This window comes from Zooshikella sp. RANM57, assembly GCF_050749885.1.
Classification (GTDB): domain Bacteria; phylum Pseudomonadota; class Gammaproteobacteria; order Pseudomonadales; family Zooshikellaceae; genus Zooshikella.
In genome coordinates this window covers 116,103-141,409 of sequence record NZ_JBOIUB010000011.1, presented here as the reverse complement: position 1 = coordinate 141,409, position 25,307 = coordinate 116,103, and the positions used below count along the sequence as shown (strand labels likewise).

Genomic DNA, 25,307 nt, shown 5'->3' with positions numbered 1-25,307 from the left:
AGCAATTTAACTTAACAATTACGACGAGAGTTGTTCATGGATCAGGGAAATTAACTGTTTAGCCAAGGCATGCTTGGTCGTTTGTTCAAGCGAAATGCGCTTGGTTGCGGTAAAGACAGTCACCGCATTTTGGTCACTGTTAAAACCAATATTGCTTTGACTGACATCGTTGGCAATGATCATATCCAGCTTTTTGCGAGCAAGCTTATCTTTGGCGTGCTGTTCAAGCGCTTCTGTTTCTGCGGCAAAGCCAACAACAAACGGTTTTGGCTGCTTACTGGCCACACTGGCAATAATGTCTGGATTGCGAACCAACGTTAAGGTCATTGTTTGATCTGTATTGGTTGGATCTTTTTTGAGTTTTTGGGGGGCAACTTGAGCTGGGCGATAGTCAGCCACGGCTGCACAGCCAATAAAAATAGCAGCATTGACGGTATGTTCTTGAACGGCTTTATGCATAGCTTCGGCACTATCTACGTCAATTCGCTTAACCCCTGCAGGTGTTGTTAACTGAACAGGACCACTGATTAAAGTAACATCAGCACCAGCATCAATAGCCGCCTGTGCTAAAGCAAAACCCATTTTCCCAGAGCTGTGATTGGATATGTAACGCACAGGATCAATGGCTTCACGAGTAGGGCCTGCAGTAATGACGACATGATGCCCCACTAGGGTTTTTGGACTAAATTGCTCTGCACATAATTGAGCAATTTCTGCGGCTTCTAACATTCGGCCTGGGCCAACTTCGCCACAAGCTTGGAATCCTTGAGCAGGACCAAAGCAACGTACGCCACGGTCAATCAAGCATTGCAGGTTGTGCTGGGTTGCTGCATGTTGCCACATTTGTTGGTTCATCGCTGGAGCTATACAGAGCGGTGCTTGAGTCGCTAAACAAAGTGTACTTAGCAAATCATCAGCTCGACCTTGCGCCAAGCTAGATAAGCAATTCGCTGTTGCTGGAGCGATGATTACCAGGTCTGCCCAGCGCGCTAGCTCAATATGATTCATACCTGCTTCAGCTTCAGGTGTTAACAGCTCGGTATGGACAGGGTGACCAGATAGCGCTTGAAAGGTTAGTGGCGTAATGAAGGCTTGTGCACCTTTGCTCATAACAACCCGGACTTCAGCGCCAGCATCTCGCAGTCGACGAACAAGCTCGGCTGATTTATAAGCAGCTATACCGCCGGTTATCCCCAGGACAATTTTTTTACTCTGTAGTTGGTGCATGGTAACTCTGGATTGGTTTAACGGTAGAAGCTGGTATCTGTTCGCATTAATTTTGAGATTAGCCCATTAAGATACTAATCCCTGCGCAGTTGTGGATGTCACCAGTCTATAGTGGCCTTCGTGAAAAAACCATAGCAGGATTTAATGGAATCGTATTTGTTAATAAGAGTGAATGATTCATCATGGCGATAACGGACTGGCCGTGCAGTGAAAGGCCTCGAGAGCGCTTACTCACAATGGGTGCTCAAGCTCTATCTGATGCTGAGCTATTAGCAATTTTTTTACGTACGGGCGTTAAAGGTAAAACCGCTGTGGACTTAGCCAGGGAGCTACTAACAGAGTTTGGAGGCTTACGGCCGTTGATGGAAGCTTCACAACAGGCGTTTTGTCAGGCGCATGGTTTGGGAACGGCTAAGTATGTACAGTTACAAGCCGTTTTGGAGATGGCATCACGACACTTGGAAGCGCAATTGACAATGGGTAACTGCTTACAGAGTTCATCCCAGACCAAGCGTTATGTGCAGAGTAAGTTACGGCACTATTCCCATGAAGTGTTTGCGGTATTGTTTTTGAATAATCAGCATCAAATTATTAGTTTTGAAGAATTGTTTCGTGGCACGTTGAATGCTGCTTCTGTTTATCCGCGAGAAGTAGTTAAGCAGGCCTTACTGCTTAATGCTGCTGCGGTTATTCTGGTTCATAACCATCCAAGTGGTAATATTGAACCCAGCCCGTCAGATTGTCATATCACGGAACAGCTGCAAGCTGCGCTAGAATTAATTGAGGTACGGGTGTTAGATCACTTGATCGTTGGTAACGCTGATGTGTTGTCCTTTGCAGAAAAGGGCTTGCTCATAACTGGTGTTTAATTGATCAAAATGTTGCCAATTTTATCGTGGATTTCTTGCGAATGGGCTTGTCTTCTGGTATAAAGCTGTGCTCTTTGCGGGGGTGGCACACGATTGGGCCAACTCAACACGCCTCAACAAACTGCGTGAATCAATGGCCCCCAGATGTGCGTCTCGATTGACTGAATTTCAGCTAAATTGAAAGGCACACCCGGTTGATTTAGGTAATAGGTTTACCAACCTGATGAGGTTGGCAAGCGGTTGGAGAGGCGAAAAATGTCAAAGGTTTGTCAGGTAACTGGTAAGCGACCAGTCACTGGTAATAATGTATCTCACGCTAATAACAAAACCAAGCGCCGTTTCGCGCCTAATCTGCACTACCATCGTTTTTGGGTAGAGTCAGAAAAGCGTTTTGTGAGATTGCGGATTTCTGCTAAAGGTATGCGCATTATTGATAAGAAAGGCATTGACAGTGTTATTGCCGAATTGCGCGCTCGTGGCGAAAAGATTTAATTAGGAGGACTGTATCATGCGTGAGAAAATTAGAATGGTATCCTCAGCAGGTACTGGCCATTTCTACACAACTGACAAAAACAAGCGTAGCACGCCAGACAAGCTGGAAATGAAAAAATTTGATCCAGTTGTTCGCAAGCACGTGATGTACAAAGAAGCAAAAATCAAATAAGGTTTTTGCCTTTTTGTCAGGTTGCTAAAACCCGCCAAAGCGGGTTTTTTTGTATTTAAAGTTAAGTTTGTATATTTTTTGACCGTTGGCGATTAAGCAGAGCGAGTAGGTTATGAAGCCGGAATTGTTATCACCTGCGGGTACCCTGAAAAACATGAAGTATGCCTTTGCCTATGGCGCTGATGCTGTATATGCAGGGCAGCCTCGTTACAGTCTTCGGGTACGTAACAATGATTTTAAAATGGAAAACCTGGAAAAGGGTATCCAACTAGCGCATCAGCAAGGGAAGCAATTCTATCTCGCCAGTAATATTGCGCCACATAACAGCAAAATCAAAACCTATATGCAGGACATGGAGCCAGTGATTGCGATGCAACCTGATGCGCTCATTATGTCTGATCCTGGCTTGATTATGTTGGTGCGTGATAAGTGGCCTGATATGCCTGTTCATCTCTCTGTTCAAGCCAACGTCGTTAATTATGCTTCTGTTAAATTCTGGTATCGGCAAGGTATCACTCGGGTCATTTTGTCGCGTGAGCTGTCACTGGATGAAGTCGAAGAGGTTCGCATGCAATGCCCTGAGATGGAACTTGAAGTTTTTGTTCATGGCGCATTGTGTATCGCTTATTCCGGCCGCTGTTTGTTATCTGGTTATATGAACCGTCGTGACCCAAACCAGGGCACATGTACCAATGCCTGTCGTTGGAAATATGATGCTCATGATGCTAAGCAAACAGAAACCGGTGATATTGTTGCTGTTCAGGTCGTAGACCCTCAGCAAGAAGGACAAGTAGCACCTCAGCTTGGAGCGGGACAAACAACAGATCAAATCTTTCTGTTAGAAGAACAAGGTCGTCCAGGTGAGTTGATGCCTGCATTCGAGGATGAGCATGGCACCTACATCATGAACTCCAAAGACTTGCGCGCAATCCAGCATGTCAAACGTTTAACGGATATGGGCGTGGCTTCATTGAAAATCGAAGGTCGGACTAAATCTCACTATTATGTTGCTCGGACAGCACAAGTTTATCGCCAAGCAATTGAAGATGCTGTTCAGGGTAAAACATTCAATATGGACCTTATGGATGATCTTGAGAAGCTAGCCAGTCGTGGTTATACCGAAGGTTTTTACCGCCGTCATGTGCATGATGAGTATCAGAATTATGAACGAGGTAACTCGATCAGTGATAAGCAACAATTTGTCGGTGAAATTGTGGATGCTGATGAGCAGTCTATTGTTGTTGACGTGAAAAACCGCTTTGCCATTGGCGATGAGCTGGAGTTGTTGACGCCAGAAGGTAATCAAACTTTTGTGTTATCGCATATGGAAAATAAGCGTGGCGAAACAATGGAAGTCGCTCCGGGCTCTGGCCACCGCGTGAAAATCCCTTTGGCAGGTTATCAGGGTGGAGAGTTTGGTTTGCTAGCACGTAATATTCCTCAGGCGGGTTAACTTAGGTGTGAATGACAGGAAAGTTACCTGTTTACTGAGTACCAATCCATTTAACCTTGCTTTTTAAGTCGTCTGGTAACGTGAGTGAAAACCGTTGCCAGGCAGAGCGGTTGATAAGAAGCTGGCCTTGACCAGGTCTTACCACATTTAGCTTGCTGATTGCTGTACCCTGTTGGTGCTGATGAACATGATTGGCAAGCTGTTCTCCCAATTCATAATAAATTGCAGTTGTCCCCAATAACGCCCCGTCACTTACAAAAATATCAACGGCAGCCACTGACTGCATTTCAAAAGCATTAATTGTTTCAATTAATGCCGCTCGCTGTGAAATTAAAAAGCTATCTGAGGGCAGAAATACGGTGTTTACTTGATCTTTAGTAATCTGTGACATTACTCGATAAAGGTGTTGTTTAAAGTTGCTACTTTCTGGATTAATGCGATAGCTAAACACCTCAAAATTGAGTTCTTGCTGAATTTGTCGTAAGCGTTCTAATAAGTGTTCGGAATTATTTTCACGTGGGTTATACAGAAACGCTATCTTGTTAAAATGTAAAATTTGTTTTGCTTGAGAAATTTGTAATGGCGTGGGGACTTGATTGGTACTACCAAAAAGATCGATTGCTTTCGGTTGATCCAAATTGGATACAAGTTTTGCTTGCACTGGATCGGTAACAACGACAAAGAGTTGAGGTTGCTGTAAGTTGCCAAACTCTTTAATTAATGTTGAAACAGTCGTGCCATAGGTGTAAACGTAATCAAGCTGATGACTCCAGCTGAGGAGCTCTGTTCGGATAAAAAATGATAAGGCTTGGCGGTTTTGTTTGGCATTGAATTGTTTTAGTAATAGCTGATAACCGTGTTCTTCAAGTTTATCCTTAAACCCTTGTTCGGCAGGGGTTTCACCACGCCATAAAATCATACCAATCCGCAGCTCTTTGGCTGCAGACCAAGAACAAAAACAACTGATTACACAAACTAAAATGAGTGTTTGCCACATATGTCACTGAGAGCCGATTAGATAAATGGTTGGCTATGGAGACAGTATAGATAAAAATGAAATAATAAATGAGTTGTGTGAGTTTACTGGTAAGTTGTGAAAGGGATAATTTAGCTCTTTTTTTGCAAGATGCTTTCGCTTATTTGTTGGCAGTTTGATGAATGGAAGAAAGTGTTAGAACTATTCAATTTTTCTAAAATGCTTTGTAGCTCATGATTATCCATAATTAAATAACCTCCAGGGTTGAGTAATGTGAGCAATTTAGAGAGTAATTGTTGTTTGTTTTGTTGATCAAAAAAAACAAATTGCTGACGACAAACAATAATGTCCATTGGTGATAAAAAAGGCCAATGTCCCGTTAAATTAACTGTGTGAAAAACGATACGTTGTTTTATTAACGGTTTTACGCGATACATAGACTCTTGGTGGCCAATACCTTTAAAGAAAAAAAGTTTTTTTTGTTTGGTTGATAGATTTATTAAGCACTCTTCATCAAAAACTGCTCGTTTTGCTTCGTTGATCGAAAAATAATTAACATCAGTTGCGATGATTTGACATCGCTGGTAAATCGGTTCAGGCAATTGTTCATATAGGCAGATACTAATACTGTATGGTTCAGTGCCAAAGCCACAACCAATAGACCAAATTCGTAAATTATGAAAAGCGTTATCAAAAAGTAGAGTAGGTAATAAATTATTTTTTAGTATTTCAAAGAGTGGTTTGCTGTCAAAAAAAACAGAACTTGTACTCGTAAGTGCATTAATTAGACGATATATTTCTTCTTTGTTTTTTTCTATATGTTTGTAGTATGAGTTAAATGATTTTAGCTTTAGTTGCTTAATGCGGCTAGCTAATCTTTGATAGACGAGATCAAAGGTATCATCTGTGAGAGAAATACCTAGCGTGTTTTTGGCTTTTTGTTTTAATAGATAAAAGTCTTGTGTGGTAAAACGAAGTTGCTGTTGTAAAACAGCCGGATGTGGAGGTCGTAGTCGATATTCCATAGAGACCTGCAGTTTGTTAAGCGCTTTATGCTACCTATTACTATTTAATGGTTATACGTTTAAGTATAGGGAGTAGTACATGAAGACATCCATGAATAATAAATGGCATAATGGCGAAGATAAAATGAAATATGAGTAAATACAGATACTACGCTGTTGTTGATGCTTTGTTATGGCTTATCTGAATGTATTATTAGATATTTTATTTAGAGATTGATTATAAAGCTATGCCTGAGTTACCAGAAGTTGAAACCACTTGCCGGGGTATTGCACCTCATATTACAGGACATAAATTTCAGGAAATAATTATTCGTCAACCTAAACTACGTTGGCCAGTTCCTGAGGAGTTAACACGAGTACTGCCTGGCACTATAGTTAACAGTGTATCACGACGGGCTAAGTACATTTTACTGTCAACTGATCCAGGTTCGGTCATTATTCACCTGGGGATGTCTGGACGTCTTCGTGTGCTGTTATCTGGAGCTGTGGCAGAAACGCATGATCATATTGACTTTGTGTTTAGTGATGGTCGAGTTTTACGCTATACCGATCCCCGGCGTTTTGGTTCTGTATTATGGACAACTTCTGCACCTGGGGAGCATAAGTTGTTGAAGTCTTTAGGCCCTGAGCCATTAGATGATGTTTTTGATACACATTATTTGTTTGAACGTTCGCGAAGCAAACAGTTAGCGGTAAAAAACTTTATTATGGATAGTCACATTGTTGTTGGGGTTGGCAATATTTATGCGAATGAAGCTTTGTTTAAAGCGGGTATCCATCCTAATCGCGCAGCGAATAAAATTAGTAAAGAGCGTTATCAGCGCTTAGTTGAAGAAATCAAGCAGACGTTAACTGCTGCCATTGCTCAAGGTGGCACAACACTAAAAGATTTTGTCGGAGGAGATGGCAAACCGGGTTACTTTAAACAAGCGCTTATGGTTTATGGGCGTGCAGGCGAAAGTTGTGTTATATGTGGCACGGTATTACAGGAAATCCGATTAGCACAGCGAAGTACCGTGTACTGTAAACATTGCCAGCGTTAACAGAGTAAAACAGTAGGTGTGCTTCACAGATATTAAATGTTATTGAAGTTCTTTGTGGTATTTAGTAAGCCTGGCATTTTACGATTAATGCTTTATACATAACATTACCAGGGGACAGTATGAGTGTATTGGTGAGTGCTAATACACTATGTGTGGTTTTGTTGGAGTATTCATTCTGTAATTAGAGTTTCGCACGAAGTGGTCTGGTCAGCTATCTTATAAAAAGTACTGTCTGGCAAAGAACAGTGCTGACAGATTGATGCGAACTGTTATAGTAAAAATTATTATTGGCTTATTATGTCTTAATCTGGCCAGCGATAAGGATAAGATTTATGAAGTACACATTATATCGGCTATTTGGGGTGGTCGCTTCTATCGCTGTCACTATGATGCCTGTAACCAGTCAAGCAAATGGTGATAGTAACGAAGCTGAGATATACGGTGAGCAGCCTGTTTATCAACAGCAGCCAGTTTCTCCGAGTTATCAACAACAGGCTTACTCTCAGCAACAGCCTATGGATGATCAGCAGGTTAGAGCATCTCGTCAGGCATTAATGGAAGATCCAAGCGGGTTTGCGATGGCAGGAGACTTGCTTGTTGCTCGGCCACTATTGTTAGGCGCAACAGTACTAGGCACTGCTTTTTATGTTGTGAGTTTGCCTTTCTCTCTACCTGGTGGTAATGCGGATCAAGCGGCTGAAACACTGATTGGGATTCCTGCTCGAGCTACATTTAAGCGCTGCCTGGGTTGTACTGTTTCAGGTGAATAAGCTTTAGTTGCCACTGTAGCCAATACCAAATGCTGGTAAGTGTATTTACGCCATACTAAGCAAGCCGGTTGAGAGTTCTTGGCCGGCAGGTATTGTCATCAGTAACTTGGTTATTTTATGGGGGAAAAGCCTTCAGGGGCTTCTTTGTGCTGGAAAGGACATGAAGTATATACTTCATGATGCAGCTTAAGCTGCACCAGTAATAATTTCATATTTACGCAACAACTCTTCTTTCGATTCCTCATGATTGGGATCTTTCGGAATGCAATCAACAGGGCAAACTTGCTGACATTGAGGCTCATCGTAGTGACCAACGCACTCCGTACAGAGCATTGGATCTATTTCATAAATTTCTTCGCCAGGAGAAATCGCGTTGTTTGGGCATTCTGGTTCACAAACATCGCAGTTGATGCATTCATCAGTAATATATAATGCCATCGCAGTTATACCTCATGCAGACTTAACTGAGCAGTTAGTAGTCTCAAAGTCTGCAAAGAACAGGTTATGACGCTAACTTTTTGAGTTAAAATAACTTGTTAATGCTTTTGCCACACTGGGGTGAACAAACTTACTTACGTCACCACCCAGAGAAGCAATTTCTCTTACCAGTGTGGATGATATGTATGAGTATTGCTCAGCTGGCGTTAAGAATAAACTCTCAACTTGTGGGGCTAAAATTCGGTTCATATTGGCAAGTTGAAACTCGTACTCAAAGTCTGAAACTGCCCTGAGTCCACGAAGGATGATATTCCCTTTTTGTTGAACAACAAACTCTGCCAGTAAGTTATCAAACCCACAAACCTGAACATTTTTAATGTGAGCGACTGACTCTTCGGCAAGCTGTACGCGGGTTTCCTGATCAAATAGCGGTTTTTTCTGGGGGCTTTTAGCTACTGCTATGATAATGTGATCAAACAGACGAGCGGCTCTCTCCACTAAATCTGTATGGCCTTTAGTAATGGGATCAAACGTACCCGGATAAATCACGGTATTCATTTGCTTTCATCGCTTATCGGTGACTTTAACTGATACGCAAAGGAAACTATCAGGAGACTGGTTAGCATATTACAGTGTAAGACATTGATGACAGGGTGTTAGTTGATGCCCTGTAAACTTTAAACAAAATCTATGAATATGCTAATGAAGTGATGCAGCTTGCCAGAATATCCTTTGCTTTGGGGGCACTAATGGTAACGGAAAGGTGCTGGCTCTACAAATTACTTTCACGCAACAGTCATGCTCGTTATAAATACCTTGAGTTAGCGCAAACCCTGATCTCTCAACCCCTTAAGTTGTGTTTTGATTACTTATTAATGTGATGGGGTTGCCCAACTTGGCACTTAAGTGGGTAGCTTGTCTACAGGCAAGGGCATAGATTGAAAGCTGCGGATTTGCACCAATACTTGTTGGAAAACATGAACCATCAATGACGGATAGATTGTCCAGAAAGAAATGCTCTCCCCAGTGATTGATAACACCTGTTTCTGGTTTGGCACTCATTCCACACCCCCCCATAACGTGAGCACTACCAATGAGTGCCTGATTTGGCTGCCAGGCAAGTTGGTTGAGCTGTTGTATGGCTGCCTGGAGATCACTCATAACCTGAGCTGCACTATGAGATGGAATAACACTGTGTGCGCCAGCAGCAAACTGTATTCGGGCCATTGATCCCAGGCTTCGTTTTACGCCATCCCATAGATAGCGTGTAATGGGGTAATTGAGCACTGGGCTTCCATCAGCGCGGAGGCTAACCTGACCCCCTTGGCTTTGTGGATGAAAGCCATCACGATGTAAGGCGATAGTACATTGCAAGTGAGGAAGTTGCTGCATGAGCTGACGGTGTTGCTTACCAAAACCTTTAAGTAGACCTGCTGCTAGCATTGGTTGTAAGGGGGGGACCTCTAACTTGTAACCTATTTGTTGATCTGCTGGCCATTGAAAATGATCAGAGTAAATGGATTGGGGAGCCCCATAAAAACCATCAACCGCTTCATCAAAAAGTGCAAAGCTGGCACTTACTGGGTGTAGAAAAGTTCGTGTACCTATTTGCTGATGTGGGTCTGGAATGCTTGATCTTAGTAATAAGGCTGGAGAGCCAATAGCACCAGCAGCAAGGACAACATGGCGTGCAGTTAAAGTGATGGATGGTCCATGTTTGTCCCCATTAATAGGGTGACACTCAATCCCCTTGACCTGGCTATTCTGCCAAAGCACTTTATGAGCTTTGCAGTTATAAATTAAGTAAGCACCTCGTTTCAAGGCTTTTGGTAAGGTATTGACCAGCATAGACTGCTTAGCATTCGTTGGACAGCCTGTACCGCAAAAACCTAAGTTCCAGCAGCCACGTACATTGCGGGCAATGGTATTTGATGAGTAGCCAAGTCGTTGGCAGCCAGACTGTAAAATCGCATTATTGCGATTAGGTGTTGTTTGCCATGGTGTTACGCCTAGCTGTTGCTCGACATAATCAAACCAAGGAGACATCGCGGTGCTATCCAGTTCAGCTAAGTCAAAATGATCTTGCCAGTGGGCGAATGTTTGTGGCGGTGTGCGAAAACAAGATGTCCAGTTAACTACAGTTGTGCCACCGACAGCACGTCCTTGCAAAACACTAATGGCGCCATCCTTAGTAGTACGTGAACCCCCTTCCTGATAAAGTGACTGGTAAGCTTGCTGCTCATTCATATTAAAATCATTAGAAGACTGTAGTGGTCCACTTTCAATAAGTGCTACGCTTAGCCCTGCTTTACTTAAAATGTCAGCAGTAAACCCGCCACCTGCACCAGTTCCAACGATAATTACATCAAAGTCTCGGGGCTTGGGAAGGGATTTTAGTGCATTATAAATAGCCCATTGTTTGGCTTCGTCTGTTGTATAAATGTCTCTAATCACACTACTCATACTTAAACCCTATATTTTTACGGGTGTATTTTTTGCTTGTTATAGCTTGACTCTGGTGAGTGAGGGGCTAGAAGTCATTAGGTTGGGTAATAAGCTGATCAGCAAATAGTGGACCTGGGTAGTTAATTGCAGGCCAATGTTCAGCAAGGCCATACCAGACTAAAAGCACAAGCTGGGATATTGCACTACTTGCTTGCCGTAACATAGACCAGCGGCTGACTTGCCAATTCTGCCAGAGCTGTTGAACATTAGAGTAATGAAGTGTTTGCCAACTACCACGAAATTGTCTGGTAAGTAATCCTTTGGTTATGGGGGCGGTAAAAAGATCAATAACTTGTTGTAATTGATACCTAATGCTACTGGCTAAATAATGAAGTTTATCATCCAGTGTTTTTAAAAAAGGCTCCATTATGGCGTGTGGTTGATACTTGCCAAGGCCAACAATAACAGGTGTTATGCTAAGAAAAAAATCAATATCCTGCGGGCGGAGTACCTTATAGTTTAGAGAAGGGCCAGTCAGCTGTTGACTAAGAAATGGAATTAAAGTACCTGCGGTGGCTAGGGTGACAGAGCCGATAATGCCAAGTTTTAAAAAATGGCGTCTTCCTTGAATTTTTTTATTCATAATTCTGATTATTTATTAATACGACTAATATCAGCGTAGTAGCAACTTATATAGCCATGTTATTGCTTTGTTTTTATAAGGTGGGTAAATAATTTGAGTACTATTTATGCGGCCTTTTTTTAAGATGCCTTTAGCTTGGGAAAATGTTTGAAATCCTTCCTGCCCATGATAATGACCCATTCCTGAAGGACCAACACCACCAAAAGGTAAATCATCAACAGCGACATGTAACAGTGTTTCATTGAGGCAAACACCACCTGAATGAGTGTTGACTAAAACCTTATCATGTAATGTTTGATCATGACTAAATAAATACAATGCTAATGGACGGGGTTGCTGGTTTACAAAACGAATAGCTTGCTCAATGGATTGGTAAGTAATGAGTGGCAAAATGGGACCAAAAATTTCTTCTTGTCGAATGAGCATATTTTCATTGGTATGTGTCACCAGGTGAATAGGAAAACGTCTAGAGGCAGCATCTGGCGTGAAATCAGAGGTGTTAATTATTTGGGCGCCTTTTTGTTGGGCATCAGTTAGCCATTGCTGTAAGCGTTGATATTGTTGGTCATTAATAATATGGCTATAAGATTGGTTATTGGCAAAGTCGGGATACATTTGCTTGAATTGAGCAGAAAATGCATCAATAAAAGACGTTAACTGATTTTCAGGCAGTAGAATATAATCGGGAGCAACACATGTCTGGCCCGCGTTGATTGCTTTACCAAAGCAAATTCTTTTTGCTGCCTCACTGATTGGATAGTCAGGTGCTATGATGGTAGGTGATTTACCGCCAAGCTCCAGTGTTACGGGCGTTAAATTATTTGCGGCGGCTTGCATTACTTTTTTACCGGTTTGTGTAGAACCAGTAAATAATAAATGATCAAAGGGTAACTGAGAGAATTGAATGGCTACATCTGCACTTCCTGTTATGACACTTATTAAATCTTCTGGAAAATTATCTGTAATAAGTTGTTTAAATAATTCTGCTGTCTGAGGCGTGTATTCAGACATCTTTACCATCACCCGGTTACCTGCAGATAATGCTGCGACTAATGGGCTAATAGCTAAAAATAATGGATAATTCCAAGGCACCATGATGCCTGCTACCCCAAGAGGTTGGTAAAGTATTTTGCTGGATGCGGGTTGTAGCTGCCAGCCAACATGACGTCGTTGAGGCTTCATCCAGCGTCGTAAACGTTTTTGGGTATAGCGAATAGCTTGCAGGCTGGGGATAAGTTCAGCTATGCGACTTTCATCCGGTGAGCGTGAACCAAAGTCATTATTTATTGCGTCAATAATTTTTTGTTGATGGTTGACCAGTATGCGATGAAGTAGTGTTAATGCATGTTGTCTTTCAGCAAGCGAAGGGTAGGGGGTTATTTGAAAAGCACTTTTTTGTAAGGAAAATACTTCATTAAGCGTATTTTGTTGTGTATCTGCTGTGACTGATAATGAAGCTTGACTGGTCATAGATTTGTACCGTGCCTTGCAGCAAAAGTGTCAAACAATTGTTTGAGACTAGAGCCAAAGAGGATTGAGTGTCAAGCACGTACTATGACCAGTAAGCCTATATCATTGTATTTTTAGAGGTGCCCGATATTATAAAGGGGCTACATACCTTGCATTTGAGCCATGCTCATAAACATGCCTAACCCACCAAAAATTAAGCCAAGTACCATGAGAATTAGCCAAATCAGCATGAGTACACCCATGATGATAAAATAAACCTTAAGTTTATTAAGGGATCTTAACAGAGCTTCTTTACTCTCATTATGTTTTGCTTCTTCAATAGCAGAAGCACTTTGGTATAAAAGAACACCTTGCCAAATTGGTAGCCAAGCAACCAGAATTCCAACAATAGTCAGTGCTATAAAAATACCACCTATAATTGATAAGACTCCAAGCAGCTTGAGCCAGCCTTTACACTGAAAAATAGGTAAAGTCATTTCACCTACTAAGGCTTTTTCATTATCCATTAGCATTCTCTCCTAAATAAATACGATAAAAATATCTATCACGGTTGATGTTATGTTTGCTGACTTTTCAGAGTCTGTAATGCTGTGTTAATGGGGTATGACACATAGCTTGGTTTGTATGTTTTCTAACAAATTATGCCATTCACTGAAAGTGTAAATCTTTGCTAAATGAGACAATGATGGATAACTATCGAAATAGAAAAACACAAACTTTGCTAATACTTGTTGTATCAATAATGCCTGGAATATGGCGTACCCGTGGCTACAGCGTAATCTTGTATGAAGTGTAGTAGATGCCTTAAGTTAATTCATTGTCTATATGGTAAAACTACGTGAACTTTTATTAATAACCTGTTCACTCTTAAGGGAAATTAAAGCACTTTGTTGGGTGGGTTGTTTATAAAATAAAGAGAATGTTAATTAGTAGAAAAATATGACATAAAAAGGACAAATTTTTTTAAAATTGATAGTGAAGGGGGGTATCCCCTTCGTGGTGGATAAATTTTTTTATTGTTAAGGTAGCTGATACAGACAGTATTGCACATTACCTGTCGTTTTACTTTTCAATAGAGACCAGTGTTGTACATCTTCATGCGCCGTATTAATTATCTGGTCAAGGTCACAAGGTTCTGACTCAATATAAATAAGTGCACCTGGTTTTAACCAAGGTTGAGTTAACAGCGCTTGCACTGTTTTGATAATCAAGCCTTGATTAAATGGAGGGTCTAAAAAGACTAAGTCGTAGGTTTTTGTTGGAGGCTTAGCTAACCACTGTAAACAATCGATAGCATGGGTCTGTGCGTTTTGGCAGTGCAGTGTAGCTAAGTTGGTAGTGAGTAACTGATTGGCTTGTGGAGCAATCTCTAATAAATCAGCCCATGCTGCACCACGAGATAATGCTTCAAAAGCAAGTGCTCCAGTACCACTAAAACAATCCAGGCAGGTAGTCCCGTTTATATAAGGTGCCAGCCAGTTAAATACTGTTTCCCGAATTCGGTCTGTTGTGGGACGAAGCCCTGGTAAATCGGCGACTGGTAGTTTTCGGCTACGCCACTGCCCTCCGATAATACGGAGCTGGCTGTGGCGTTGACTAGCATGTACTTTCTGTTTACTGACTGGCTTGCGTGAGCGGTGCTTCATGCTTGGGTTGTTTCTCTTGGGCTTTTTCTGTGTTATCCGGTTTCGCCTGTTGACCAACGGTTACAGTTAACAAAGGTTGTTTTTGAAAGTGTTGAGCAAAGGCTTGTTGCACATCCTCTCGGGTGACTGCCTGTACATCTTCCAAAAACTGCTGCATATGATCAAGCGGTAAATGGTAAAAGCCAATAGCGCCTAATTGGCTGACAATATCTGCATTACTGGCAGTGGATAATGGGTAACGGCCAAGAAGTTTTTGCTTAGCTTGAGCAAGCTCTTGCTGTGAAGGGCCTTCAGCAATAAAGTCCTGCAGAATTTTCTGGGAGAGTGACAAAGCCTCTTTAGCTTGAGACTGTTTGGTTTGTAAGTTGATAAAGAAAGGCCCAGCAGCTTGCATTGGAATAAAAGCACTGCCTACACCATATACTAAGCCCCGATCTTCTCGAATTTCCTTCATTAACCTGGAGCCAAACCCGCCTCCACCCAAAATTTCGTTACCAATATAAAGTGCTGGGTAATCTTTGGCATCACGAGCAACACCTAATGTTCCCAGTAGAATGTGGGTTTGGCTGGATGGGAACTCAATATGTTTTTGCTGAGTTTTTGCAATGGGGGTTGGTGTTGGGGTTTTGGGAGCTGCTTTACCCTTAGGCAGCTTACTGGCAATTTGCTCAGCAACAGCTTTTGCTTTTGTCTGGTCAATACCTCCAACCAAAGCAATGACTAAGTTATTGGCAACATAGTATTTTTGGTAAAAGTTCTGAATATCATCTGGAGTTAGGGTATTCAGTGAGGTTTGTGTGCCATGTTCAGGAATGCCATAAGGGTGTTTGGCATACAACGCTTGATAGAATGCTTGGCTTGCTTGTTTTCCTGGTTGTTGTTTTATGTACTGTAAGTTAGCCATCATCTGATTTTTGATGCGGATGAATGCATCTTCAGGAAAAGAAGGGGTAGCAATAACTTCAGTGAATAGGTCTAGGGCAGGTGAGAGCAAGTTCTCTTTAGTGAGTGTTCGTAGCGAGGCAATTGCCATATCTCGGTAGCTGCCATTACTGAACTGGGCTCCAAGCTGTTCAAACCCTGCTGCGATTTGAGCTGCATCTTTATTGGATGTGCCTTCTGCGAGCAAGCCATTGGTTATTTGAGCCAGCCCAGGAAGTTTATCATCCCGTGAAGCACCTGCTGCAAACACCAGTCGAATATCCAGCATGGGTAAAGTATCAGCCTGCATGAAGTAAACACGGGCCCCATTAGTTGTTTGCCATTGCTGAATATTTAACTCTCGACTGGGCAAGTTACTTTGCTTTTCCAGTTCAGCAATAGAAGTAAAGCGCTTATTCAGTGGAGGTAATTCTGATGGGGGTGATGTTTCGCTTGTTTGATTGACTGTTTCACTGGTCTGTGAGGATTGGGCGAGTGTTTGAGGGGCTGGTCCTGTCTTGTACAGCAAGGCAATAATGATAGGTAAAACGATTATGACGCCGGACCAAAATTTACGTTTATCCACAGAAAAAGAGTTCGCCATGATTAGTCCTCAGTTGCAGAAGCTGGATGTTGAACGTTGAGTTTGTGTTGAGGATCTAAAACCGCTACGGTCAGCCGGTTATGGGTAAAGTATTTTTTGGCAACCGCTTGAATTTGTTCTGGCGTGACGGCTTCCAACTTGGTGATATCCCCTTCTGCTAACTTCCAGCTCAAACCAATACTTTCAAGAGAACCAATTAAGTTCGCTTGTGCAACGATAGAATCTTGTTGATAGACCAGTGTTGAGATGAGCTGAGCTTTGATTCGATCGAGCTCCTGTTGAGAGGGTGGAGTGGATTTTAATTTATCTAATTGCTGCCACAGTGCTTTTTCCAGTGACTTAATAGTGTGTTTTTTCTGCAGATTAGGCACACCACTTAAGGTGAATAAGGTATCGCCTCGTGTAAAGGCATTATAAGATGCACCTGCATAGGCCGCGATTTCACTGCCTCGTACTAACTCTGACTCAATACGTGCGCTATAGCCGCCATCTAATACACCCGCTAACATTCGCAGTGCATAAGGTTCCCACTCTTCTTGAGCAGTAATAACAGCAGGCACGTTAAAGCCCATGACCAGTGTGGGGAGTTGTGCTGGTAGTTTTACGGTTAAATGTCGTTCGCCTGCTTCGTTAATTTCTTTCAGAGGACGGGCTTCAGGTAAGTCTTCTCGTGCTTTGATTGGACCAAAATATTGTTGAGCCAGTTTGCGTACTTGTTCTGGATTGACATCACCAACCACTACCACGATTGCATTATTTGGACTATACCAGCGGTTGTACCAAGTTTTCAGGTCGTTAACAGAGATGTGCTTTAGATCATCTGGCCAGCCAATAACAGGATTACCATAGGTGCTGGCTTGATGGGCGATGGCTTTGAAACGTTCATACATGAGGGCATTCGGCTTGTCATTGGTACGTAGACGACGTTCCTCCATAACAACCTTAAGCTCTTTTTTAAATTCATCTTCATCAAGTAGTAAGTTGTGCATCCGTTCAGCCTCAAGCTCAAAGCTTAAGGGTAAGCGATCAGCGCTCATCACTTGATGGTAAGCCGTAGCATCGTAGTTGGTAAACGCATTTTCTTCGGCGCCAAAACGCGCCATGATGTTTGAAAACTCACCTGGCTTGAGGTTTTTGGTACCTTTAAACATCATGTGTTCCAGCACATGGGAGAGACCTGTTTTACCGCTATACTCGTAACTGCTGCCAATTTTATACCACACCATAGAAACAACGACAGGTGCTCGATGATCCTCACGAACGACGAGTTTTAAGCCATTTTGTAGAATGTATTCATTGGTTTCCGGTGTGGGGGTGCGGCCTACAGCAAAGTTGGTCAACAGAAACAAGCTGCAACCCAAAATGATCCTTTGCCAGGGTTTGTTATTAATCATTCAGGTTTCCTTTGTGTCATATCTTCACAGCAAGGCAACATTTCATACACCAAGCGCGTGAGAAGTGATAGGATAATACTTTATTTATAATGGGTTATTCGTTGTAGTGGTGCTAATACAAGCGATAATATTCTCACAGCTTACAGCGTATTACAGCCAAAGCATCAACTTGCCCAGCCTCGTCAGGCACAAATTCCAAATAATCCCAGTATTTCCAAGCTTAGGTATAGATCAAGACAATTATGTTTGGTTCACGTAAAGGGAACGGTAACTCTTCAGATACCGATGCATCCGAAAATCAAGAAACAAATCAGTCAAAAACCAAAAAGCGCTTTTGGCCTTTTGGCAGAAAGAAACAGTCTACAGCTGAAGTTGAGCCTGTTCATCAAACGGCTGAAGTGACTGAAGATAAGAATACGTCACAAGCAGAAAATGAGACAGCTGATCAAACTACATCAGTTGAGACGCAAACTCCCCAGACTAATGAAGTAATAGAGCAGCAGACACCTTCTTTTCAAACTGATGCTGTCGTGACGGTGAGTGAGGAGCAGCAACAAGTTTCATCTGAAACACCACAGGTTGAAATAGCTGCCGTAGCTATACCACAAGAACAGCCTGTCAAAAGTGAAGCACCACAGGTTGATAAGCAAAGTATTCCAACACCAGAACCTGAATTGGTTGAACAAAATACTTCAGTAACAGCACAAGCAGAAGAGCAATCAAAGAAAGGCTTCTTTGCTCGTATGAAACGTGGCTTGACCAAGACACGTAAAGGGTTTGTGCAAGGTGTTACAACCCTGTTTATTGGTAAAAAAGAAATTGATGATGATCTGTTGGAGGAGCTTGAAACCCAGCTGTTAGTGTCTGATGTGGGTATTGAAGCGACTTCTGCCATTATCAATGGTTTAACTGAGCGTATTAAGTATAAAGAGTTGGATGATGCTGATGCATTATTGGCAGCTTTAAAAACAGAGCTACGGAAGCAGTTGGATCCTGCTGACGAGCCATTAGCGATTGATCCGCAGCGTACCCCATTTGTGATTTTAGTGGTGGGGGTTAATGGAGTAGGTAAAACAACCACAATCGGCAAATTAGCCAAGAAGCTGCAACTTGAAGGCAAGAAAGTGATGCTGGCCGCAGGTGATACGTTCCGGGCAGCTGCTGTTGAACAGTTACAGGTTTGGGGTGAGCGTAATGAAATCCCTGTTATAGCTCAACATACTGGCGCAGACAGTGCCTCAGTAATATACGATGCCATTGAAGCGGCGCGAGCCCGCAATATTGATGTATTGATTGCTGATACTGCAGGGCGTTTACACAACAAAAGTAACTTAATGGATGAACTGACTAAAGTAAAACGGGTGATGGCTAAATTGGATGTTTCTGCACCTCATGAAGTTTTACTGGTTGTCGATGCGGGCACTGGACAAAATGCATTAAATCAGGCACATGACTTTAATGCAGCCGTTGGTTTAACTGGTATGGCGCTGACTAAACTGGATGGTACTGCAAAAGGCGGCATCGTATTTGCGATGGCTAAGCAGATGAAACTACCTATTCGCTTTTTGGGTGTTGGTGAGCAAATTGATGATTTACGCCCCTTTAAAGCAGATGAATTTATTGATGCGTTGTTTTCTGATGAAAATAAGTAAGGCACGATCATTCCTCTAGAAGGCTGGCAAGCAGTATGGCAAGCATAAGACGTGATCAATGAAGCAAAATAAGACAGTTATTCAGTTTGATAACGTCAGTAAACGTTATCCAACCGGTCAATCTGGTGTAGAAGGAATTAATCTTAAAATTCTGCTGGGTGAAATGGTGTTTTTGACTGGCCACTCTGGTGCAGGAAAGAGCACGCTTCTAAAGTTGATTACGGCGATTGAGCGTCCCTCTGCAGGACAGATTTGGGTGGGGGGACAGAACTTAAAAACGCTGTGGCGCAGTCAGATACCTATTTTGAGACGTAATATCGGTGTGGTCTTTCAAGAGCATCGTTTGCTTTTTGATCGTTCTGTTTTTGATAATGTTGCATTGCCACTGCAAATTGCTGGCTACTCACCACGAGATATTCCACGACGAGTGCGGGCTTCTTTAGATAAAGTGGGTCTTTTGCACAAAGAAAAAGTATTGCCTATTACGCTTTCTGGTGGAGAGCAGCAAAGGGTGGGGATTGCTCGGGCTGTTGTCAATAAACCTCCTCTGTTGTTGGCAGACGAACCAACCGGTAACTTGGACCCAGAACTGTCTGGTGAAATCATGCTCTTGTTTGAGCAGTTTAACCAAGTCGGCGTTACCATTCTGATTGCCAGCCATGACTTGGCGCTGATTGGTCAGCTTAAACACCGTGTGTTGACATTAAGTGAGGGCCGTTTAGTGTCCGATGTGGGGGCACTATGACGAACAATGTGCGGGAGAACTATCGCTCAAAAAGTGGGAAGTTAGCAAAAAGTAATATGTCTTCATCTGGAAGACCGGCAGCGAGTGTGAACCAGGAGAACCAACCTCGAAAAAGTGCTCAACGTACCCATCGGAGCAGTGAATTCAGCTTATTTCTGTTACATCATCAGCAAATGATGTGGCAGAGTTTGCAAAGGTTACTTAAGGCTCCAGTTGCCTCGTTTATGACCGCGCTGATGATCGCAGTGGCTCTATCACTACCAGCCATGTTGTATTTATTGATTGAGAATGCCCAGACTTTGAGTAGTCGTTGGGATGGCGCTCCGCAAATCAGCCTTTTTTTCACTTTAGAAACGCCTTCAAGTAATGTTGCTGAGGTGTTTGAGCAGCTGCAGCAGGATCAACGCTTCTCTAATGTTGAGTTGATTACCCCAGAGCAAGCATTGTCGGAGTTTGAACAGCAGGGTGGCTTTAAGGGCGTACTACAGCACCTTTCTGCAAACCCGTTACCCGCTACTATCGTATTACAGCCAAAGCAGATTGATGGCGTGTATCATCAGCAAGCGATTGCCCAAACGCTGGAGCAAATAAAAGGTGTTGAACAGGTACAGTTTGATACAGCGTGGATCGCACGATTGAATGCTATGTTACAGCTAGGCCAACGAGCAGGCGCTATGTTGGCGGGATTGTTTGCCTTGGCTGTTATTCTGGTAATCGCGAATACCGTGCGTTTGGCCATCGAAAGTCGCCGTGAAGAAATTGTGGTGGTGAAGTTGGTGGGGGCAACGAATGCCTATGTGCGCCGTCCTTTCTTATATATGGGGCTTTGGTTTGGAGTACTGGGAGGGCTGTTAGCACTAGTGTTAGTTCATTGTTTGATTTGGTTGCTGACTGACCCTGTTGCAGATTTGTCTCAACTCTACGAAACTCACTTTGAGATAGCTGCAATGACAATGGATGCTTCATTATTACTGGTTGTGACTAGTGGGGGACTTGGTTGGATTGGAGCTTGGTTTACATGCCAGCGGCAACTAAGAATGATTGAGCCAAGGTAATGCTACATGGAATGTGTTCGAACTGGCGACTTACAGGTATTAAGGGCTGTCTAAGCTGTTAGGTTATACTAAAGCCTGATAAAGGAACTATTTTACAGGTTCACACTCTTATATAAACGGTGATACACTCACTCGGCCAATATTATAGAAAGAATGGAGAGCAGATATTAATGGGCACTGCATTACAACGCATTGATGTGTTGTCTCCTGGACATAACCTTGAATCTTATGTGCAGGCAGTCAACAGTATCGCTGTACTCACTGCAGATGAAGAGCGTGAGTTGGCGGAGCGTCTGTACTATCAACAAGACTTGGAAGCCGCTCGCCAGATGGTAATGTCTCACTTACGCTTCGTTGTCCATATTGCAAAAAGCTACTCAGGTTATGGGTTATCTCAAGCAGACCTTATTCAAGAGGGTAATGTTGGCTTGATGAAGGCAGTTAAGCGCTTTAACCCTGAAATGGGCGTTCGCTTGGTGTCATTTGCAGTACATTGGGTAAAAGCAGAGATGCACGAGTTTATCCTACGCAACTGGCGTATAGTGAAAGTCGCAACCACTAAAGCTCAGCGTAAACTGTTTTTTAATTTACGTAGCTCTAAAAAGCGGCTGGCGTGGTTTACCAATGATGAAGTACAAGCAGTTGCTAAAGATTTAGGGGTTGAGCCAAAGACTGTGCGTGAGATGGAATCGCGCATGGCAAGTCAGGATACTGCATTTGATGCAGGCGTAGATGATGATAGCGATCAAGCATATCAAGCCCCTGCATACTATCTGGAAGACAACCGTTACGACCCTGCACGCCAACTTGAAGATGCAAATTGGACTGAAACATCAACCCAGAATTTGCAGAATGCATTGGCGGGGTTGGATGAGCGCAGTCGAGATATATTGCACCATCGCTGGCTAACAGATAATAAGGCTACATTGCATGAACTTGCGGCGAAATATAACGTATCAGCAGAGCGGATTCGCCAATTAGAGAAAAATGCAATGAAGAAACTGAAGCTGACACTTCAGGCGTAGATTATAAAGTAAACAGTAGATTTTTTCATATATTTAAAAGGCTGCATTATGCAGCCTTTTTTGATTGATTGTTTTCGCTATTTGCTTGTGATTGTTGTTTGGATATTCAGGCATTTGCTCTAAATAGCTTGGTCAAACTTAAAAAAACAAGACAGGTGTGAACTATTAGGATTTTTTTTAGAAAACTTTTGGTTAAAAGGTATATCTATATAAGTGTGAATAACGGAAGCTAAAAACAAAAAGGGTTGGTGCTCAATATGTCTTGTTTATACTTTGCTGAAAATCAATACACAGAAGCAGACTGTCAGCCAATTCCAGAAGGCGGGTGGTTTTTAATTGCCGATGTACCAGGTGGAACAGTAGAAATATCAGGTACTAATCGAGCGCGTTTGGCTGAAATGGCCAATGAATTATTAGAAGCACACTGTATTTCCCATCCTACTGTTTCCTATAATCAGTGTGAAATGACCTATTAAAGGTTTTGAAAGCCCTTCCCCTCTAAGCAGCCCCTAACAGAGCTAGCGTAAAAAAGCGTAGCTCTGTTAGCAAATGATCCATCATAAATATCTCTCAACTGTATTCTGAGTAATCATTTCATATGAAGTGATTGTGGAGTGGTATTTCCTGCAGTCATGACTTGTTAGCACGCATTAAAAGGCAATGGCAGTTTGTTAATAAAATAGCCTAAGCATGAATACTGAACTGAACTACACTTTGTCTAGTTAGAATTAAATGGTGAAAGTATACGCTGGTCCAGACTTCTGTTTGAGGTCCAGATAAACATGGAAGTTAAGTTGAAAAAGTCATCAGTGTTTAAGCATTTTGCTGCTGGCATATTAAACAGAATATGTATAACTAATGATCATGGTCATTAGTTGCATGTAAAAAACAACTTACACTTTGCGGCATAAAGTGTGGGGGTTGCTTGCTCATTTGATGCTGGGTATCTGGAGTGGACAAACACTTTCCACACTGATTAGTAAGTAATGAGTAGTATGTAGTAGGAAGTATTTGTCATTATGCATAACAGTCATCCACATGAAGCTGGTGAAGATGCCAGTGATCTTAACCAAGAGAAGAGTTACCAGGAACTACACCGTCCCAGTAGTGAGTTTGCCAGCCGGTCTGACTATCTTGATCATGAATTAACCATCATGAAGCCACGTCGTTGGAAGCTAAATCTTCCTGGGCGTGATTTTCGGTTTGAGTGGGAAGACCTTGTACCTGCTTTAGCGGGAACAATTGGTATCACCGTTATGTACTCTGCAGTTATGTCTTCTTACGCTGCAGGATACGGGCTTGATGCAAACTTTGTTATTGAAAATGTTCGCGTTGAGATGCTGGTATCTGCCATTCTGTTCGTTATTTTAACTTCTGGATTTTTAAACCCTCGTGCTAACTTGGCGGGTAATCATGGCCCTATGATTCCGTTAATTGGCATGATTGCAATGGCTGGAGGACATCCTCTGGCGCTGGCGATTTTGCTTGGTGGTTTTGGTTTAATTTTAAGTATAACCAAAGGTGGTTCACGATTGGTTAAGTTAACCGGAGAGGGGGTGGCTGGTGGCCTACTTGCCTATCTGGGGTTAACGGGGACAGCCTCACAGATTAATTCATTGATTGAGTGGGCTGGTCAAATGAACGTTGGCCATGTGGCATTTGTGGTGTTGCTAGTTAACATCGTGCTTTATGCTTATTTGGCGCGAATTGGTAAACGTTGGTTATCCATTCCTTTATGTTCTGTTGCTGCTGTTGTTATTGCATTGTTACTTGGTGCACCTTTTGAGTTTAAAACAGCACCTGGTTTACCTAATTTGAATCCTATGTATTGGTGGGGATCAACAGAAACAGGCTGGAAACTGGGCTTACCAAATATGCAACACTTCATTGCATCTTTGCCCTTTGCCATTCTTGCTGTTGCCATGTGGTCTCCAGACTTTCTGGGACACCGTGTATTCCAAGAGCTTAACTATCCTAAAAAAGCAAAAAATGTGTTGATGGATGTTGATGACACCATGACTGCATGCTCTATTCGTCAGGTTGTGGGTACAGCCTTTGGTGGCGGTAATATTACCTCCTCTTGGGGTACGTACATGATTCCGGCGGCGATTGCTAAGCGTCCCATTCCTGGCGGTGCCATTCTATTAGGCATTATGTGTGTCGTTGTAGCTGTGGCTGGTTACCCTATGGATATTACTGTATGGCGACCAGTGATGAGTGTTGCATTATTAGTAGGGGTATTTTTGCCATTATTGGAAGCCGGTATGCAAATGGTTAAAGATACAAAAGACACTCAATCTGCAGGTATTTGTATTTTTGCCTCAGCGGTTGTAAACCCCGTTTTTGGGTGGTCATTAACAATGCTGTTAGATAATAACGGTTTAATTGGAGATAAAGACCGCGCTAAAACACTCAGCTTTACTGATAAGCTCATAATTCCAGGCTTAGCTTTTGGGATTTGCTTTATCGCTATGGCAGCCGTTGGTATGTTACCTGGAGTACCTGCTTTAGTGCCTGCGTTTCGTTAATAATTAAAGATCGATATGCTGAGCCTTCACTATAAAGGCTCAGTATTGACTACGGGAAATAGGCTATGAAAAAACAGTTCATTCTCACCTTAATGGGGCCTGAAAGTCCGGGTTTAATAAGATTATTAGCTGAAAAAACTCATGCTCGAGAAGGCGTGTGGTTAAAAAGTAAAATAAGTCATCTTGAAGGTCAGTGTGCAGGAATCATTAAAGTTGAGGTTGATGAGGACCAAGCGGAATCATTACAAACTGAGTTAACCAATATCACTGATTTATATGCCGTTATTTCGGAAGTGCAGCCACCATCACCTGTTGATATTAAAAGATTGCAACTGACGGTTGAAGCCGATGACCGGCCAGGCTTTATTAATGATATATCTAATATCTTGGAAAGCTGTGGTGCGAGTATTAGTAATATGGAATGTCACCGCTTTGCTGTAACAGAGTTAGGGCGAAGTGTTTTTAAAGCAGACTTTAACTTAAAAGTACCCACTGATATTGACCAGGATTCACTTGTTGCTGAGCTTGAAGCTTTAAATGTTCGTGTTGTTGCTAATATTCTCGCTGAACAGTAGCAGGCTACTTTAAGTAATAACAACAAACTACACAATGAGTAGTTTGTTGTTATTAACCCTTCGAATTACCCTCTTGTAATACATATTGTTTTTTCTTTCCTCCCAATAAATCCCAACTAAATGTAGTAAATATGCTCTA

At 42.4% G+C, this 25,307-nt stretch carries 25 protein-coding genes; 13 read left to right on the top strand and 12 right to left on the bottom strand.

The genetic code is table 11. From position 1 onward, the window contains the following. Positions 1–18 precede the first annotated feature (18 nt). Positions 19–1,227: a bifunctional phosphopantothenoylcysteine decarboxylase/phosphopantothenate--cysteine ligase CoaBC gene (gene coaBC / locus ACQ96U_RS20640; protein WP_431723162.1), complete on the bottom strand. Its 1,209-nt coding sequence runs from the start codon at positions 1,225–1,227 to the stop codon at positions 19–21. A 182-nt stretch (positions 1,228–1,409) separates the two neighbouring features. Here coaBC and radC point away from each other — a divergent pair, with 182 nt between their 5' ends. From radC to yegQ, 4 genes are all read left to right on the top strand, one after another. Continuing rightward, positions 1,410–2,096 (top strand): RadC family protein, encoded by a 687-nt coding sequence (gene radC / locus ACQ96U_RS20635; protein ID WP_431723161.1) that lies wholly within the window; start codon positions 1,410–1,412, stop codon positions 2,094–2,096. 255 nt (positions 2,097–2,351) lie between these two features. Further along, a complete protein-coding gene (gene rpmB, locus ACQ96U_RS20630) occupies positions 2,352–2,588 on the top strand; it encodes a 50S ribosomal protein L28 (protein ID WP_431723160.1) in 237 nt (78 codons plus the stop codon). Positions 2,589–2,604: 16 nt separating this feature from the next. After that, positions 2,605–2,760, top strand: coding sequence for a 50S ribosomal protein L33 (gene rpmG, locus ACQ96U_RS20625; RefSeq protein WP_027707329.1), 156 nt, complete (start codon positions 2,605–2,607; stop codon positions 2,758–2,760). Between the two features lie 112 nt (positions 2,761–2,872). Further along, positions 2,873–4,213, top strand: a complete 1,341-nt coding sequence (yegQ, locus tag ACQ96U_RS20620; RefSeq protein WP_431723159.1) for a tRNA 5-hydroxyuridine modification protein YegQ — start codon at positions 2,873–2,875, stop codon at positions 4,211–4,213. A gap of 31 nt (positions 4,214–4,244) precedes the next feature. Here the strand turns inward: yegQ and ACQ96U_RS20615 are convergent, their stop codons facing one another. Together ACQ96U_RS20615 and ACQ96U_RS20610 are read right to left on the bottom strand one after the other, a co-directional pair. Next, positions 4,245–5,132, bottom strand: a complete 888-nt coding sequence (locus ACQ96U_RS20615; RefSeq protein ID WP_431723158.1) for an ABC transporter substrate-binding protein — start codon at positions 5,130–5,132, stop codon at positions 4,245–4,247. A gap of 188 nt (positions 5,133–5,320) precedes the next feature. Beyond that, on the bottom strand, positions 5,321–6,214 hold the full coding sequence (locus ACQ96U_RS20610) for a CheR family methyltransferase (RefSeq protein WP_431723157.1): 894 nt from the start codon (positions 6,212–6,214) through the stop codon (positions 5,321–5,323). 227 nt (positions 6,215–6,441) lie between these two features. Between ACQ96U_RS20610 and mutM the strand changes: the two genes are divergently transcribed. After that, the gene (gene mutM, locus ACQ96U_RS20605; RefSeq protein WP_431723156.1) at positions 6,442–7,257 is read left to right on the top strand and encodes a bifunctional DNA-formamidopyrimidine glycosylase/DNA-(apurinic or apyrimidinic site) lyase; all 816 of its coding nucleotides are present in this window, start codon (positions 6,442–6,444) and stop codon (positions 7,255–7,257) included. Between the two features lie 332 nt (positions 7,258–7,589). Next, positions 7,590–8,027 carry a hypothetical protein gene (locus ACQ96U_RS20600; RefSeq protein ID WP_431723155.1) on the top strand — a complete coding sequence of 146 codons (438 nt, stop codon included), beginning with the start codon at positions 7,590–7,592 and terminating at the stop codon, positions 8,025–8,027. 186 nt (positions 8,028–8,213) lie between these two features. Here the strand turns inward: ACQ96U_RS20600 and ACQ96U_RS20595 are convergent, their stop codons facing one another. The 9 genes from ACQ96U_RS20595 to ACQ96U_RS20555 form a co-directional block, all read right to left on the bottom strand. Then, entirely contained in the window at positions 8,214–8,465 is a 252-nt protein-coding gene (locus tag ACQ96U_RS20595) for a YfhL family 4Fe-4S dicluster ferredoxin (RefSeq protein WP_431723154.1), read from the bottom strand. 72 nt (positions 8,466–8,537) lie between these two features. After that, the gene (coaD, locus tag ACQ96U_RS20590) at positions 8,538–9,023 is read right to left on the bottom strand and encodes a pantetheine-phosphate adenylyltransferase (RefSeq protein ID WP_431723153.1); all 486 of its coding nucleotides are present in this window, start codon (positions 9,021–9,023) and stop codon (positions 8,538–8,540) included. 291 nt (positions 9,024–9,314) lie between these two features. Further along, on the bottom strand, positions 9,315–10,928 hold the full coding sequence (locus ACQ96U_RS20585) for a GMC family oxidoreductase N-terminal domain-containing protein (RefSeq protein WP_431723152.1): 1,614 nt from the start codon (positions 10,926–10,928) through the stop codon (positions 9,315–9,317). Between the two features lie 67 nt (positions 10,929–10,995). Beyond that, complete coding sequence (locus tag ACQ96U_RS20580) at positions 10,996–11,553, bottom strand: hypothetical protein (RefSeq protein ID WP_431723151.1); 558 nt, start codon at positions 11,551–11,553, stop codon at positions 10,996–10,998. Positions 11,554–11,583: 30 nt separating this feature from the next. Next, entirely contained in the window at positions 11,584–13,023 is a 1,440-nt protein-coding gene (locus ACQ96U_RS20575; protein ID WP_431723150.1) for a coniferyl aldehyde dehydrogenase, read from the bottom strand. Between the two features lie 140 nt (positions 13,024–13,163). Beyond that, entirely contained in the window at positions 13,164–13,529 is a 366-nt protein-coding gene (locus tag ACQ96U_RS20570; protein WP_431723149.1) for a DUF5362 domain-containing protein, read from the bottom strand. A 513-nt stretch (positions 13,530–14,042) separates the two neighbouring features. Next, positions 14,043–14,669 (bottom strand): 16S rRNA (guanine(966)-N(2))-methyltransferase RsmD, encoded by a 627-nt coding sequence (gene rsmD, locus ACQ96U_RS20565; RefSeq protein ID WP_431723148.1) that lies wholly within the window; start codon positions 14,667–14,669, stop codon positions 14,043–14,045. Next, a complete protein-coding gene (locus ACQ96U_RS20560; RefSeq protein ID WP_431723147.1) occupies positions 14,638–16,194 on the bottom strand; it encodes a M16 family metallopeptidase in 1,557 nt (518 codons plus the stop codon). Before ACQ96U_RS20560 ends, rsmD begins: the two co-directional genes overlap by 32 nt. A 2-nt stretch (positions 16,195–16,196) precedes the next feature. Further along, positions 16,197–17,588: a M16 family metallopeptidase gene (locus ACQ96U_RS20555; protein WP_431723146.1), complete on the bottom strand. Its 1,392-nt coding sequence runs from the start codon at positions 17,586–17,588 to the stop codon at positions 16,197–16,199. A gap of 242 nt (positions 17,589–17,830) precedes the next feature. Between ACQ96U_RS20555 and ftsY the strand changes: the two genes are divergently transcribed. The 7 genes from ftsY to ACQ96U_RS20520 all read left to right on the top strand — a co-directional run bounded on the left by ftsY (position 17,831) and on the right by ACQ96U_RS20520 (position 25,168). Then, on the top strand, positions 17,831–19,240 hold the full coding sequence (ftsY, locus tag ACQ96U_RS20550) for a signal recognition particle-docking protein FtsY (RefSeq protein WP_431723145.1): 1,410 nt from the start codon (positions 17,831–17,833) through the stop codon (positions 19,238–19,240). Positions 19,241–19,298: 58 nt separating this feature from the next. Further along, positions 19,299–19,985 carry a cell division ATP-binding protein FtsE gene (gene ftsE / locus ACQ96U_RS20545; protein WP_431723144.1) on the top strand — a complete coding sequence of 229 codons (687 nt, stop codon included), beginning with the start codon at positions 19,299–19,301 and terminating at the stop codon, positions 19,983–19,985. Continuing rightward, positions 19,982–21,040 (top strand): permease-like cell division protein FtsX, encoded by a 1,059-nt coding sequence (gene ftsX / locus ACQ96U_RS20540; RefSeq protein ID WP_431723143.1) that lies wholly within the window; start codon positions 19,982–19,984, stop codon positions 21,038–21,040. Before ftsE ends, ftsX begins: the two co-directional genes overlap by 4 nt. A 170-nt stretch (positions 21,041–21,210) precedes the next feature. Further along, entirely contained in the window at positions 21,211–22,065 is an 855-nt protein-coding gene (rpoH, locus tag ACQ96U_RS20535) for an RNA polymerase sigma factor RpoH (RefSeq protein WP_431723142.1), read from the top strand. A gap of 257 nt (positions 22,066–22,322) precedes the next feature. Beyond that, positions 22,323–22,541: a hypothetical protein gene (locus ACQ96U_RS20530; protein WP_431723141.1), complete on the top strand. Its 219-nt coding sequence runs from the start codon at positions 22,323–22,325 to the stop codon at positions 22,539–22,541. Between the two features lie 543 nt (positions 22,542–23,084). After that, positions 23,085–24,593: a DUF3360 family protein gene (locus tag ACQ96U_RS20525; protein ID WP_431723140.1), complete on the top strand. Its 1,509-nt coding sequence runs from the start codon at positions 23,085–23,087 to the stop codon at positions 24,591–24,593. A gap of 65 nt (positions 24,594–24,658) precedes the next feature. Then, on the top strand, positions 24,659–25,168 hold the full coding sequence (locus tag ACQ96U_RS20520) for a glycine cleavage system protein R (RefSeq protein WP_431723139.1): 510 nt from the start codon (positions 24,659–24,661) through the stop codon (positions 25,166–25,168). The last annotated feature ends 139 nt before the right edge of the window (positions 25,169–25,307 follow it).